Genomic DNA, 14,176 nt, shown 5'->3' on the forward strand with positions numbered 1-14,176 from the left:
CGGGCGTGCCCGCGGTCCCCGCCGTCCCCGGCGGATTCAGCGCGCCGAGCGGCCCCGGCTTCAACAGCGGTGACACGCCCAACGCCCCGTCCCGGCGCCGCACCGGCGGCCGGGGCCGCCCCCAGTCCCGACAGGGCCGCAGGGGCCAGGGCGGGTCCTCCCGCGGCTGACCACGGCGCACCGCGGCCACTCGGCGCGCCACCGGCCCTTCTCACGCGGCCGGGCTGTCCAGCGGGCGCAGTTCGTCCGCGTACGACACCGAGACACGGCGCATCAGCCCGTCCGCGGTGATGTCGTACTGCCCCAGGCGCCACAGTGGCGGCGAGTAGGCGTGCAGCGAGACCGCGTCGTCGGTGGCCCCGGTGAGCCGGTGGATGTGCTCGGGGCCGAAGCAGAACGACTCGCCCGCGCCGACGGCCACCGACAGATGGCTGCCGCCGATCCGCGGGTTCGACTCGTTCAGCACGCCCTGGACCACCCGGACCGCGCCCGCCGAGATGTCGTGGTCGTGCCAGCCGGTGTCGTTCTGCCGGGTCCAGCACAGCAGCCACACGTCGACGTACTCGTCACGGTGCAGCGACGCGTAGTGCCGCTCCTCGTGCGAGAAGGCGACCTGGTCACGCCAGAGTTCGGGCCGGGCCGCCAAGTCGTCGACGAGCCGCTGGAGTTCGTGCTTGTCGAGCGTGCGGTCCGGCAGGGACGAGTACGTCACGGCGGGGTTCCCTTCCAGGTGGGCCCGGCGCACGGATCAGACGCGGCCGTGCAGCAGACGGGCGGGGTTGACGGTACGCAGGGCGTGGACGGCGGCGTCCGCGCCCAGATCGGGGGCGACGGGCAAGGCGTAGGGGCGGTCGCTGCCGCTCACGACGACGTCGATGCCGACGGCGCGGACCAGGGCGTCCACGGCGCGTGTGCCGTAGGAGGAGGTGTCGTAGAAGACGTCGAAGTCGACCTCGCCCCGGCCACCGCCCCGCGCCGCGAGCCGTTCGCCGTGCAGCGGCGCCAGTCCCGCGAGCGCCGCGAAGCAGACCCGCAGTCCCGGATGACGGCCGCGGCCGAAGGCCCGGAACGCGAACCACGCGCTGTGGAGCTGCTGTTGGTAGGGGACCAGCGCGGGCCACCAGGACGGGGACCCGGGAGCGCAGGCGGCGGCGCCCGGATGCACGAACAGCGGTTTGCCGAGCCGGGTGAGCACATCGAGCAGCGGGGCGCAGCGCTGCCAGCCCGCCGCGTCCACAAGCGCGGTGGCGGGCAGTTGCAGCCCCACGCAGCCCTGCCGGAGCGCGCGTTCCACCGCGTCGGGGTCCGGTTCGCTCAGACAGGGGGACGCCCACACACCGAACGGCGCGGGCAGCGCGAGCGCGCCCGCGTGGAACGCGTCGAGCAGCGGGACGGATTCGGCGGGCGGGAGGTACTCGATGCCGAGCGGGCTGGACAGCGACACCAGGGCGAGGCCGAGACCGTCGGCGACGGCCAGCCGCGCCCGGGCCCGCACGTCGTGGTCGGCCGGGTCGACCGCGAAGGGCGGTTCGCCGTCCAGATGGAGCGTCCATCCGTCGAGGCGTGGCGGCGCCGTGCGCGCCCGCAGCAGCGCGACGAAGGCGGGCGGCCAGATGTGCTGGTGGACGTCGACGGGCACCCTGAAGTCCCCTTGTGAGTACGTGTGTCGGGCGGGCGTGGCGAGGGCTGGCAGCGTCGGTTAAGCGCTTCAGTGATGCGGTTAACTTAAGCGATTAACAAGTCGGCGTGTCAAGCGTGTGCCCGCGATACGGACGCCGCCCGGTAGGCTTTCCGGCATGGTCAGGCCCCCGAAGCGCACCACCCTCAGGGAGGTGGCCGAGGCCACCGGCCTCTCCACCGCCGCTGTCTCCTACGCCCTGCGCGGCAAGCACGTCTCCAAGGAGACCGAGGAACGCGTGCGCAAGGCGGCGGCCGAACTGGGCTACGAGGCCGACCCCATCGCCCGTGCCCTGGCCAGCGGCCGGACCAGCACGGTCGGTGTCCTCGCGGGCGACCTCCAGGACCTGTGGCAGCAGCAGCTCATGGCGGCCATCGGCCGTGAACTCCTCGCGGGCGACCGCTACGCGCTGATCGTGGACGCGGGCGGCGACCCCGACCGGGAGCTGGTCCTCGCCAAGCAACTGCGGGACCAGCGGGTCGACGCGCTGCTGGTGTCCCCGGTGAACCCGGCGGCGGAGGAGTGGTCGGCCATCGCCGACGCGCTGCCGGTCGTCGCGGTCGGCGACTCGCTCGGCCGGGCCCGCACGGTCGGCCAGGTCATCTTCGACAACCGGGCCGGCATCGACGCCGTACTGGAGTATCTGCACGGCCTCGGCCACCGCCGGGTGACCGTCCTGACCCCGACCCGGCCGAGCACGCCCGACCGGCCGGCCGACGTCTATGTGCGCGAGGCCGCCGATCGCATAGGGCTGCGCGCCGAACTCGTGCCCTGTCCACAGGAGTTGGCCGCCGCCACCGTCGTCGCCCGAGGCGTCCTCGACGGGGAGCGGCGGGCCACCGCCGTCTTCTGCTTCTCCGACTCGCTCGCCTACGGGGTGTACGCGGCGGCGGCCGAGGCCTCGCTCGTCGTGGGCCGGGACGTCTCCGTGGTGGGCTTCGACGACCACCCCGTCTCCCGCGTCCTCACCCCGCCGCTGACCACCGTGGGCTGGGGACTGACCCAGATCGCGGCGGAGGCCGCCCGGCTGACCGCCTCCGCCATCGAGGGCAAGCGGGTACGCCGCAAGCGGATTCTGTGCGCCCCGGTGATGTGCGCCCGGGGCTCGGCTGTGGCGCTCTGACCCATCGGCGGGGCCTGCGGCTCACGGACAGTGGTAGGTGAGCCGGGCACCGGCCGTGTGCCGGACCGGAGACAGCAGACGCAGCTCGGCCCGTGCCGCGTACCGGCCCTCACCCTGGAACGTCCACAACAGGTGCAGGCGCGCCCGCTTCTGACCACGCGTCACCTCTTCGTAGAGGGTCTTCGACGAGGTGCCGTCGCCGCGCACCCAGCGGTAGGCGAGTTCACCGGCCCGGCCGTCGGTGGTGACCGTGGCGGTCACGTCGGCGGTCTCGCCGCAGCCGGGGGAGGCCGGTGTGGCGGCGATGGTGACACCGTCGACGCCCACGGAGGGTTCGGAGCCGTGCCAGAACAGGTAGGCGAGGACGGCAAGGAGCACCATCGCGGGCAGTGCGTGCCGCCGCCAGGTGCGCCGGCGGACCGGGGCGGGGGCGGGCGCGGCGGCGGCCGAGCGGCGTACGGTGTCGGCGTTCACGCCCGGTCCGAAGCGCAGCAGGGTGCCCTCGACCCGGTCGGGCGCGGTGTCGAGGGCCGTCGCTTCCGCCGCCCCGTGCCTGGCCCGACTCCCTTCGGGAGCGGCGGTGTCGGAGGCGGACGGGTCCGAAATCCGGGTGGTGTCGGGGGAGTCGGGCCGCTGGATCCAGTGGCTTGCCAGCACGGTCGCGCTGTAGTCGTCGCCGGCGGAGGGGGCGCCCGGAGCGCCGGGGTGCTCGTTCATCGGATCGCGCACCGCCGGGTCAGGAGTTGCTGCGAGGCGCCGCCGTCCGCCGAGACGGGCTGGGTGCCGGCCCGCACGTTCCAGTAGCAGCCGGCCCCTTGGAAGGTGTGGTCGAGCGCGATCGTGTACTGCGTCGCCCCACCGCGCTGGTAGGTGTCGGCGGCCCCGTCCTGAGCGCCCACCTGGCCGGCCTCGTCACCGGTGGACCAGGTGACCGTGATGGTGACGGGCCCGGTTCCGTCCGTGGTGACGGTGAGCGAGGCCGTCGCCGTGGCCGTGCCCGTCTGCCGGAACCCGCCGAACACCACCGACTCGACGCCCGCTTCGGGCGACGGGGACGCCGACGGGGGAGTGGTCGTGGGCTCTCCCGTCGGGGGCGCCGCGCTGGTCGGAGGCGCGGCGACGGTGGCCGTCGCGGTGTCCGGCGGGGCCGTCGGCGTGGCGGTGGCGTCGGCCGCTCCGGATGCCGTGGCGGTGGCCGAGACCGGCGCCGACGCGGACGGCGCCGGGGACTCCGGGTCCGCCGTGACCGGAACACCATCGGCGCTGCCCGGTCGCGCGCTCGTGGTGGCGAGGGCCTGCGCCGCCTGTCCCGGGGTGCCGAAGGCGGGCGCGTGCCGGTCGACGCCGTACGTCAGCAGGAGCGCCGCGACGATCGCGGCCGCCGAGAGCAGCAGTGAACGGCCGTCGGGCCGCCAGACGCGGAGGAAGTCCGGGGTCCTGTGGAGGACCGTGCGGGCCGTGTCCGTGGTGCCGTCGCGCGGCCCGCCGGGCGCCTGGCGCGGAAGCAGCAGCGAGAGCGCCGCGAGCGCGGCCAGCCGCCCACGACCGCGCTCCTCCCAGTCCGGCCCGTACGCCCCGCCCGCCGCGGCCTCCAGCTCCGCCACGAAGTCCTCGGCGTGCGACGGCCGTTGCTCCGGGGACTTCGCCAGACCACGGCGCACCAGGCCCCGTACGGGCTCGGGCGCCTCGTCGGCCGGGATGGGGCCGTCCACGTGCTGGAGCGCGAGTTCGGCGAGGTTCTCCCCTGTGTAGGGCTTCCGGCCGGTGAGGCACTCGAAGAAGGTGGCGGTCGCGGCGTACACATCGGCGGCCGGGGACGCGGGAGCGCCGGTCCACTGCTCCGGCGCCATGTACGACGGGGTGCCCGCGATGCCCGCCGTGCTGCCGTCGGCGGCGGCGATCCCGAAGTCCACCAGCTTCGACGTGCCGTCGGCGCGGACGAGGACGTTCTCCGGCTTGTAGTCGCGGTGCACCACGCCGAGCCGGTGCGCGTCCGCGAGGCCGAGCAGCGAGCCCTTGAGCAGGACGAGCGCGGCCTCGGGCGTGAGGGGCGCCTCCCTGCCGAGCAGGGTCCGCAGACTGACCCCGTCGACCAGCTCCATGACGATCGCCGCGCCGTCCGGGCCCTCCACGTACTCGTACAGCCCCGCCACATGCGCGCTGCGCAGCCCTCCGAGCAGCCGCGCCTCCGCCCTGAACTCCCGTACGAAACCCGGGCGGGTGCGCAGTGACTCGCTGAGGTACTTGACCGCGACCGGCAGCCCGGTCTCCTCGTGCACGGCCAGCGCGACCCGCCCGCTCGCCCCCGAGCCGAGTTCCCGTGACTCGGCGTACCCCGGTACCGACCATGTGCTCATGTCTCAACCCCCGAGAGCCGGGGCCCGTCATGTGGATCAGGACAGGCCCTGGGACACCTGGGGCGCCGCGGCCCCACGCGCTTCCAGCCGTGTGCTGTGAGACACCTGTCCGGCCGGTTCGGTTCCCGCCCTCACGGAGCGGAGCACCAGGCTCGCCACGCCTCCTCCGCGTCGCCGTGCCACCGCACCCGGCGGTCGCGGGAGAGCAGGGAGTGCCACGGCTCCCCGGCCATGACATGGAAGACGCGGGGGCCGTCGGGCAGGAACACCCCGCGTGTCTCCTCGCCGCCGGCCAGCTCGGCCTGCCGCAGGTCCAGGAAGACCACGGGCTGCGCCCCGCATCTCTCCCGCAGCACGGCGTGGAGATAGGAAGCCGCGGACCGCGGCAGCCGGCCCTCCACCACGATCCAGCTCCGTCCGACGGCCAGCGCGATGATCCGGGCCCGTGCCGATCCGGCCATGACCGCCCCTTCTCGGAGTCCTCTCGTGCGTTCCGCTGTTCCATCCGTAGCCGCGGCGGTTCCGGATTGGCGTGAATCGGCAATCGTTCGGGTTCGGTTGACGCCGGGTTCAGTCGTCCAGATCCGCGAGGTCCTCGGGGGTCAGCTTCAGCGCGCCCGCGTCGATGTTCTCCTCCAGATGGGCGGGCGAGCCGGTGCCGGGGATGAGGAGGATGTTCGGGGAGCGGGCGAGCAGCCAGGCGAGGGCGACCTGCGGGACCGTCGCGTGATGACGGGCGGCGACCGTGTCCAGCCGCTCGGCCGTGACCGGCTGGAACCCGCCGACCGGGAAGAACGGCACGTAGGCGACACCGGCCGCCGCGCAGGCGTCGACGAGGGGGTCGTCGTCCCGCCGGGACAGGTTGTAGAGGTTCTGGACACAGACGATCGGCGCGATCGCGCGGGCGGTCTCGAACTCCTCCGCCGTGACGTTCGAGACGCCGAGGTGACGGATCAGGCCCTCGTCGCGCAACGCGAGCAGCGCCTCCAGGGGTTCGGCCAGACAGACCCCGGACCGGTCGAGGTCGCCGAGACGCAGGTTCACCACGTCGAGCCGGTCCAGCCCCAGCGAGCGGAGGTTGGCCTCGACGCCGCGCCGCAGGTTGTCGGGGGTGAGACCGGTCATCCGCTCGGCGGGCAGCGCGATGTCGGACCCCTCGACCAGCGCGCCCACCTTGGTGACGATCACCAGGTCGTCCGGGTACGGGTAGAGCGCCTCCCGGATCAGTTCGTTGGCCGACACCCCGTCCCGGTCGTAGTAGTACGAGGTGTCCAGATGGTTCACGCCGCGCTCCACCGCGCGGCGCAGCACGCGGAGCGCGGTCTCCCGGCCGGGGCGGTCACCGCGCGGCCAGCCGGTCAGTTTCATGGTTCCGTAGCCGACGCGCGCGACGTCCAAGTCGCCGCCCAGCGCCCATCGTTCCGTCGTCATGATCGTCACCCTAGTACGGGGTGCGGACCCGAACGGGGAACACGGCCGACGGCCGGAGGGGCTGAGGAAGGCGCTCCCTTCGGCCGTCGGTCCGCGGCGGATCAGGACCCGGACGGCTCGGACAGCTCCGCGCGCACCGTGCGGGCGGCGGCGACCAGGTTCTCCAGCGACGCGCGGGTCTCGGGCCAGCCGCGGGTCTTCAGCCCGCAGTCCGGGTTGACCCACAGCCGCTCCGGCGGGATGGCCTCAAGTGCCTTGCGTAGCAGGGCGGATGCCTCGTCCGCGCTCGGCACGCGCGGCGAGTGGATGTCGTAGACACCCGGACCGGCCTCGCGCGGGTAGCCGTGCCGGGCGAGTTCACCGGCGACCTGCATGTGGGACCGCGCGGCCTCCAGGCTGATCACGTCGGCGTCGAGGTCGTCGATGGCCTGGACGATGTCCCCGAACTCGGCGTAGCACATGTGGGTGTGGATCTGGGTGTCCGGCCGCACACCCGCGGTGGTGAGGCGGAAGGCCTCCGTCGCCCACGCCAGATAGGCGGGACGGTCGGCCGCGCGCAGCGGGAGCGTCTCGCGCAGCGCGGGCTCGTCCACCTGGATGACCGAAGTCCCCGCCGCCTCAAGGTCGTTGACCTCGTCGCGCAGCGCGAGCGCGACCTGCCGGGCGGTGTCGCCGAGCGGCTGGTCGTCGCGGACGAAGGACCAGGCGAGCATGGTGACCGGCCCGGTCAGCATGCCCTTGACGGGCCGGTCGGTGAGGGACTGGGCGTACGTCGTCCAGCGCACCGTCATCGGCTCGGGCCGCAGGATGTCGCCGGCCAGGATCGGCGGACGCACATACCGGGTGCCGTACGACTGGACCCAGCCGTGCTGTGTGGCGAGGTAGCCGGTGAGCTGCTCGGCGAAGTACTGGACCATGTCGTTGCGTTCGGCCTCGCCGTGCACGAGGACGTCCAGCCCGGCCTTCTCCTGGAACGAGACGACCTCGCCGATCTCGGCCCGGATGCGCTCCTCGTACCCGGCGAGGTCGATGCGTCCGGTGCGCAGGTCGGCCCGTGCGGAGCGCAGTTCGGCGGTCTGCGGGAAGGAGCCGATCGTGGTGGTCGGCAGCAGCGGCAGACCGAGGTGGGCGCGCTGGGCGGCGGACCGCTCGGCGTACGGCTGCGAGCGGCGGGCGTCGGCGGCCGTGACGGCGGCGGCGCGGGCGCGCACGGCGGGGTCGTGGGTGAGCGCCGAGCCCGCGCGGGCGGCGAGATCGGCCCGGTTGGCGGCGAGTTCGGCCGCGATGGTGTCCGTGCCGTGCGCCAGACCCTTGGCGAGGGTGACGATCTCCGCCGTCTTCTGCCGGGCGAAGGCGAGCCAGCGCAGCACCTGCGGTTCGATGTCCCGCTCGACGCCGGTGTCCAGCGGCACGTGCAGCAGCGAGCAGGAGGCCGCGACGTCCACCTGGTCCGCGAGGCCCAGCAAAGTGCCCAGCGTGGCAAGGGAGTTCTCCAGGTCGTTGACCCAGATGTTGCGGCCGTTGACGACACCGGCGACGAGCCGCTTGCCCTGCAGACCACCGACGGCGGCGAGCGCGTCCAGGTTGGCGGCGGCAGCGCCGGTGAAGTCGAGGGCGAGCCCGTCGACGGGAGCTTTGGCGAGGATGGGCAGGGCCTCCCCGAGCCGGTCGAAGTAGGACGCGACGAGCAGCTTCGGCCGGTCGGTGAGACCGCCGAGGAACCGGTAGGCGCGTTCGGCGGCGTTCAGTTCGGCGGTCGTCCGGTCCTCCACGAGCGCGGGCTCGTCGAGCTGGACCCACCGGGCACCCGCGGAGCGCAGATCGGCGAGCACCTCGGCGTAGACCGGCAGCAGCCGGTCGAGCAGGGCCAGCGGGTCGAAGTCCGCGGCCACGCCCGGGGCGGGCTTGGCCAGGAGGAGGTACGTGACCGGTCCGACCAGGACCGGGCGGGCCGTCAGCCCGAGCGCCAGCGCCTCCCTCAACTCGGCGACCTGCTTGGACGAGTCGGCGGTGAAGACGGTGTCCGGGCCCAACTCGGGCACGAGATAGTGGTAGTTGGTGTCAAACCACTTCGTCATCTCCAGCGGCGCCACGTCCTGCGTACCGCGGGCCATGGCGAAGTAGCCGTCGAGCGCGTCGACGGCGACGGCGTCCCGGTGGCGCTCGGGGACGGCGCCGACCATGACGCTGGTGTCCAGGACGTGGTCGTAGTACGAGAAGTCGCCGGTGGGTACTTCGGCGATACCGGCCTCGGCGAGCTGCCGCCAGGTGGAGCGGCGCAGTTCCGCGGCGGTGGCCCGGAGGGCGTCGGCGCCGACGCGGCCCTTCCAGTAGCCCTCGATCGCCTTCTTCAGTTCCCGGTTCGGACCCTGGCGGGGGTAGCCGTACACGGTGGCCCGTGCTGCCGCGGCTGCGGACTTCGCTGTCACGGAAATCTCCTTCGCGAGATGTCTCCCTGGATCCCGATGGGACACGTGAGCGCGAAGGGTGACGGACCGGGCGGGAACACGCCGCACGCCGGAGCGCGGCCGTCCGCCAGGTATGTACGCCGACCCGCCCACGAGGTCACCGGGATGTCCGCGCGCGATGGTCGCGCACGGGCAGCGGGCAGGTCTTCGGACTCGCGGGCACGCCCTCCGGACGGAGGACACCTACTGGCCGTCGCTTCCCAGACCCGTCCGGGCCCAGTGCGTATGACGGCGGTCGTTCCCGCTCACCGCTGCGGGGCAGTCCCGGATTTCCACCGGGTTCCCTCTTACGACGCATCCCGCCTGGCGGACGGGGCGAACCAGCTACGGGCGCCAGCCTATGCGACGAGCGCGGTGCCGCGCAGGCCGCCCACATCCCGGACGGCTCCGGGAGCGCGGCGGCCGGCCGGCTCGGCGCGGGTGCCCGGTTCAGGCGACCGGCCCGGGGAAGCCCTTGGTTCCGTCGAAGGCGAGGCGCGCGAACCGTCCGCCGATACGACGGTGGGTCGCGGCGTCCGGATGGAGCGCGTCCGGCAGCGGCAGCTCGACGGCGTCCGCCTCTCCGTACAGCTCCCGTCCGTCGAGGTAGTGCAGGTTCGGGTCCTCGGCGGCCCGCTGTGCCACGATCGCGGCGAGTTCGTCGCGGATGACCCCGAGGGTCAGTTTCCCGCTCGCCCGCTCGGCGGGGTCGCCCGCGGCGCGGAACCGCAGCCGGCCTTCGCCGAGCGCGCCGAGGTCCGGGAGGCTGGGGCCCGGCGTTTCCTCGTGAATGGGGCAGAGGATGGGGGAGACGACGAGCAGCGGCACGCTCGGGTGGCCCTCGCGGACGGTGTCGAGGAAACCGTGCACGGCGGGGGTGAAGGCCCGCAGCCGCATCAGGTCGGTGTTGACGAGGTTGATGCCCAGCTTGAGGCTGATCAGGTCGGCGGGCGTGTCGCGCAGGGTGCGCGCGGTGAACGGGTCGAGCAGGGCGCTGCCGCCCAGCCCCAGGTTGACCAGTTCCACCCCGGCCAGGGAGGCGGCGAGCGCGGGCCAGGTGGTGCTGGGGCTCGCCGCGTCGGAACCCTGGCTGATCGAACTGCCGTGATGCAGCCACACGGGCCGCCCACGGTCCTGGGCCGGCTCCACGGGCGCGTCGGCTCGCAGGCCCACCAGCTCGGCGGTCTCGTTGTGCGGCAGCCAGATCTCGACGTCCTTCGGCCCGGCGGGCAGGTCCGCGAACCGTACGGTGCCGACCGTCCCGGGCGTGGTCGTCGCCGATCCCGTGGCCATGTCGAGGGTGAGGGTGTTGCCGCCGGGCGCGGACGATTGACCGGCGAGCCGGCCGTCGACGACGAGGTCGTACAGCCCGTCCGGCCGTGCGGGCGCGCCCACGTAGACGCGCTTGGTGGCGAGGACGTCCAGCTCGACGGTGGTGGCCCGCGTACGGAAGGCCAGCCGAACGCCCGACGGCTGGGCCTCCGCCATCGCCACTTGCCCGTCGCCACACTGGGCCCGCGCCCAGGCGGGCAGCCGGTGGGGCAGCACACCCCGCCCGGTGTACTCCAGCTCGACGGCACCGCGCACGAGGTCGGCGGTGATGGGTGTGGTGATGGGGTCGGGTTGGGTCTGCATGATGACATCGGCCTGTCGGTGGGGGAGGACGGATGGGGGGTACGGGGTCGCAAGGGCCACATGGGTCCACGTGGGCCAGGCGGCGTACGGGTCACACGGGTTGTGAGGCTTGTGCGGAGTGCGGTTGGCACGGTTGGCAGGGGTCGTGCGGCGTGTGTGGTGGATGTCGTGGGATGCCTGTGGCTGTCCCGCCTCGTGGGTGGTGGGCGCGTGCCGCCTGTCGCTCACCTCGCGGCTGCCGTGGGAGGCGACGGGGGTCAGCCACGTGGGGCCCGCATGGGGCCCTGCGCGATGCCAACGGGCTTCGGCCACCAGCGAGTTGAGGGATACGGGCAGGTGCCGGCGGCCGGGCGAGTCAGCCGCGTCGGTCAGGCCGTGGGCCAGTGGCGCAGCAGGGAGTCCAGCGCGTCCAGAACGCGCGACCAGCTCTCCTGTGAGTCGGGGGCACTGTGGCTGAACCCTCCGGCCAGCTCCAGGCTGACGTAGCCGTGGAACACGCTGCCCAGCATGCGGACGGCGTGGGTCTGGTCGGGTTCCGCCAGGTCGTAGCCCCGCAGGATCGCCCGGGTCATCTGCGCGTGCCGGACACCCGCGCTGGCGGCGGCCGTCTCCGGGTCGAGCCGGAGCTGTGCGGCGGCGTACCGCCCGGGGTGCTCCCTGGCGTAGTCGCGGTAGACGTTCGCGAAGGCGGTCAGGGCGTCCTTGCCGGCCCGCCCGGCCAGGGCTGTCGCCCCACGGTCGGCGAGTTCTTCGAGGGCGAGCAGGGCGATCCGCGTCTTCAGGTCGTGCGAACTCTTCACATGGGAGTAGAGACTCGCGACCTTGACGTCGAAGTGCCTGGCCAGCGCCGAGACGGTCACCTGGTCGAAGCCGACCTCGTCGGCCAGCTCCGCCCCCGCCCGTGTCACCCGCTCCGCGGTCAGTCCTGCCCGAACCATGGCGATCCTCTCTTCCGGCAGAACTGATTATGCATTTGCCTAATAGCTTTAGGCAAATTAGCGTGAGTGTTATGAAGCCGCTGACCGAGCAAGAGATCCGTGCCGCGTTCCTGAACTGCACGAAGGGCGAGGCGAAGCGCCTCTCCGTCCCCCGGGACCTGGCCGACCGGCCCTGGGAAGACCTCGACTACCTCGGCTGGCGCGACCCGCAGTCACCCGAACGCGCCTATATCGCGGCCGAGTTGGACGGCCACCTCCAGGCGCTCGTGCTGCGCTGCCCCACCCAGCCGTCCGGACACATGCGCCGCAGCATGTGCTCCCTGTGCGTCACCACCCACACCGGCGGTGTCTCCCTGATGGTCGCCCCCAAGGCGGGCAAGCCGGGGCAGCAGGGCAACTCGGTCGGCGCGTACATATGCGGCGACCTCGCCTGCTCGCTGTATGTGCGCGGGAAGCGTGACGCGGGCGTGGGCGGGCGGATGCACGAGTCGCTGACCTTGGAGGAGAAGATCCAGCGCACCGTGGCGAACCTCGCGGCGTTCGTCGCGAAGGTGACCGCGTGAGAGATGCCCTGGTGTCCCCGGTCTGCGCTGTCCCCGGTCTGCCGCCCGGGAGGGAGGGAGGGAGGGAGGGGACCCCGGAAGGGGGAGGCAAGGGGGAAGGCAGGGTCGGGGTGGGGGTGCGACTCCGCGTCCGCCCAGGAGCGGCGCGGCGATTCCGGGGCGGCGGATCGACTCGGGCCGGTCGACTCGGGCCGGTCGACTCAGGCGGGTCGACTCGGGCGGGTCGACTCTGGCGTATCGATTCTCCGCGCTTCACGAACCGGGCATCTGGCGCCTGACGGTCAGCCGGCGCTGGCCTCCACCGGCTGCTCGGTTGCCGGGGCGGCCGCGGCCGGCCTGAGGGCGTCCGTGGCCGTGTAGAAGACGGAGGTGCCCTGCTTGGCGCGGTGGGCGTGGCTCTTCGCCACCAAGTTCTCCAGGGTGGTGCGCACGACGTTCGTCTGGATACGCCGGTCGGGGTGGGACTTGCCGAGCGCCGTCGAGACCTCGGCGGCCGAACGGGGCTCGCCCTGGTCGGTGAGGTAGCCGCGGATCAGCTCGACGAGGGTGGGCCGGCCCGACCCGGCCTTGGCCGCGGGCTTCTTGGCGGGGGCCGACTTGGCGGAGGCGGGTTTGGCGGCGGCCGTCTTGGTGGCGGCGAGCTTGGTGTCCGGGGTCTTGGCGCCGGTGCTCTTGGCGGCAGCGTCCTTGGTGGCGGTGCTCTTCGTGGCAGTGCCCGTCGTAGCGGTGTTCTTCGTGGCCGTGCTCTTGGCGTCGGCACCGGCCGGCTCCGCGCCGCCCGTGCTCTTCACCTCGGACGTGGTGGTCGCGGCCTTGGCCTGGACACTCTTCGCGGTGCCGGCCGTCTTCGCCCGCGACCGCGGGCGCTTGGCGTCGGTGCTCTTCGGCGCCTTGCCCGACTTCGCGGAGGCGGTCGGCCCGGCCGCCTTGGCGGACCCCTTCTGCTGTGGCACGGACGCCACCCCCGTCGGGGCGGGCGGGGCGGGGACGGCCGTGTCCGCGCCTCCGAGGGCCTGGTGCAGGCTCGTCAGGACGGCGTGGTCGTGCCGCAGCGCGTTCAACTGCTCTTGCAGGGCGTCGATTTCCGCACCGATGCGCTCCTGCTCCTTCACGTTGCGGTCCAGATCGCCGATGACCTGGGCGGTGTACTGCGATGTCAGCTCGGTGGAAGGTGTGGCGTCGGGCATGGTGAGGACCTTTCGTCGGTGCACGGCCGCCGCGTGAACACACATGAAGCGGCCGGAGGGCGAGGCGCGTCCTGTCGACCGCGCTGGAGGGACGGGGCGTGCAGCCGCACTTGCTGCGTCATGCCCCGGCCTACCGATAGTACGGACAGGGGACATCTGTTGTTCCCCTCGCGCGATGGTTGGCCCCCGGAGGGGGGTGAGTTGTGGCGCGGGATTGACGTCCGCACAGCCGATCCGCAGGCAGCCCCGGTGCCGCCCGAGTGTGTGGGCGGCTTCCGGGTACCCGGCCTCCACGAGAACGGCATGCCAGGAAGAACCACGTCAGGAAGTACACGGCGGGAAGAACGAGGAGCGAGGTCGGACGATGGCGGTCAAGGCGATGGGCTGGGCGCACTCGTTCCCGGTCTCCGGGGGCGTGAGCGCCGGACGACACTGGACCCGCAGGCACCTGGAGTCCCTGCCCTGGACGGCGGAGGAACCCGACACGGTCGACGCGGTGGTCCTCACGGTGTCCGAACTGCTCACCAACGCACACATCCATGCTCGTAGCGACGCGTCGCTGGTCCTCACCTGGGACGGTGACTGTCTCCAGGTGAGCGTCCACGACGACGACCCCACCCTGCCCCGGCAGCGCGAACCGGAGCCCGGCGCGGTCTCGGGCCGGGGTGTGGGCATCGTGCAGATGCTCGCGGACGACTGGGGCACCAAGTGCCAACGCCACGGGAAGACGGTCACGGCCTGCTTCCGGCCGGAGAACGCCCAACCGCAGGGCGACGAGGGCTGAGCGCCGACTCGATCACCCTGCGGCCCGCCGCAC

At 73.0% G+C, this 14,176-nt stretch carries 13 protein-coding genes and 1 riboswitch; of the genes, 3 read left to right on the plus strand and 10 right to left on the minus strand.

Features of this window, described 5'->3' with window-relative positions:
* Positions 1-211: 211 nt before the first annotated feature.
* Entirely contained in the window at positions 212-712 is a 501-nt protein-coding gene (locus tag AB0912_RS33275) for a cysteine dioxygenase family protein (protein ID WP_366706553.1), read from the minus strand.
* Positions 713-748: 36 nt separating this feature from the next.
* On the minus strand, positions 749-1,639 hold the full coding sequence (locus AB0912_RS33280; protein WP_366706555.1) for an amidohydrolase: 891 nt from the start codon (positions 1,637-1,639) through the stop codon (positions 749-751).
* A 157-nt stretch (positions 1,640-1,796) separates the two neighbouring features.
* On the opposite strand from AB0912_RS33280, the gene AB0912_RS33285 reads away from it, so the two are divergent.
* Entirely contained in the window at positions 1,797-2,801 is a 1,005-nt protein-coding gene (locus AB0912_RS33285) for a LacI family DNA-binding transcriptional regulator (protein ID WP_366706557.1), read from the plus strand.
* A gap of 21 nt (positions 2,802-2,822) precedes the next feature.
* Here AB0912_RS33285 and AB0912_RS33290 read toward each other — a convergent pair whose 3' ends face one another.
* The 7 genes from AB0912_RS33290 to AB0912_RS33320 form a co-directional block, all read right to left on the minus strand.
* The gene (locus AB0912_RS33290) at positions 2,823-3,518 is read right to left on the minus strand and encodes a hypothetical protein (RefSeq protein WP_366706559.1); all 696 of its coding nucleotides are present in this window, start codon (positions 3,516-3,518) and stop codon (positions 2,823-2,825) included.
* The gene (locus tag AB0912_RS33295) at positions 3,515-5,158 is read right to left on the minus strand and encodes a protein kinase (protein WP_366706561.1); all 1,644 of its coding nucleotides are present in this window, start codon (positions 5,156-5,158) and stop codon (positions 3,515-3,517) included. The genes AB0912_RS33290 and AB0912_RS33295 overlap by 4 nt, the downstream gene beginning before the upstream one ends.
* Positions 5,159-5,289: 131 nt before the next feature.
* Positions 5,290-5,619, minus strand: a complete 330-nt coding sequence (locus AB0912_RS33300) for a hypothetical protein (protein ID WP_366706563.1) — start codon at positions 5,617-5,619, stop codon at positions 5,290-5,292.
* A gap of 109 nt (positions 5,620-5,728) precedes the next feature.
* Positions 5,729-6,589: an oxidoreductase gene (locus tag AB0912_RS33305; protein WP_366706565.1), complete on the minus strand. Its 861-nt coding sequence runs from the start codon at positions 6,587-6,589 to the stop codon at positions 5,729-5,731.
* A gap of 101 nt (positions 6,590-6,690) precedes the next feature.
* Positions 6,691-9,018: a 5-methyltetrahydropteroyltriglutamate--homocysteine S-methyltransferase gene (gene metE, locus AB0912_RS33310; protein ID WP_366706567.1), complete on the minus strand. Its 2,328-nt coding sequence runs from the start codon at positions 9,016-9,018 to the stop codon at positions 6,691-6,693.
* Positions 9,019-9,177: 159 nt separating this feature from the next.
* Positions 9,178-9,397: riboswitch (cobalamin riboswitch) on the minus strand.
* 89 nt (positions 9,398-9,486) lie between these two features.
* On the minus strand, positions 9,487-10,671 hold the full coding sequence (locus tag AB0912_RS33315; protein ID WP_366706569.1) for a GDSL-type esterase/lipase family protein: 1,185 nt from the start codon (positions 10,669-10,671) through the stop codon (positions 9,487-9,489).
* 368 nt (positions 10,672-11,039) lie between these two features.
* Positions 11,040-11,609: a WHG domain-containing protein gene (locus tag AB0912_RS33320; protein ID WP_366706571.1), complete on the minus strand. Its 570-nt coding sequence runs from the start codon at positions 11,607-11,609 to the stop codon at positions 11,040-11,042.
* A gap of 71 nt (positions 11,610-11,680) precedes the next feature.
* Between AB0912_RS33320 and AB0912_RS33325 the strand changes: the two genes are divergently transcribed.
* Positions 11,681-12,172, plus strand: coding sequence for an FBP domain-containing protein (locus AB0912_RS33325; protein WP_366706573.1), 492 nt, complete (start codon positions 11,681-11,683; stop codon positions 12,170-12,172).
* A 281-nt stretch (positions 12,173-12,453) separates the two neighbouring features.
* Here the strand turns inward: AB0912_RS33325 and AB0912_RS33330 are convergent, their stop codons facing one another.
* The gene (locus AB0912_RS33330; protein ID WP_366706575.1) at positions 12,454-13,359 is read right to left on the minus strand and encodes a hypothetical protein; all 906 of its coding nucleotides are present in this window, start codon (positions 13,357-13,359) and stop codon (positions 12,454-12,456) included.
* Positions 13,360-13,723: 364 nt separating this feature from the next.
* On the opposite strand from AB0912_RS33330, the gene AB0912_RS33335 reads away from it, so the two are divergent.
* Positions 13,724-14,143: an ATP-binding protein gene (locus tag AB0912_RS33335; protein WP_366706577.1), complete on the plus strand. Its 420-nt coding sequence runs from the start codon at positions 13,724-13,726 to the stop codon at positions 14,141-14,143.
* Positions 14,144-14,176 lie beyond the last annotated feature (33 nt).

The organism is Streptomyces sp. NPDC007084 (assembly GCF_040703595.1).
Classification (GTDB): domain Bacteria; phylum Actinomycetota; class Actinomycetes; order Streptomycetales; family Streptomycetaceae; genus Streptomyces.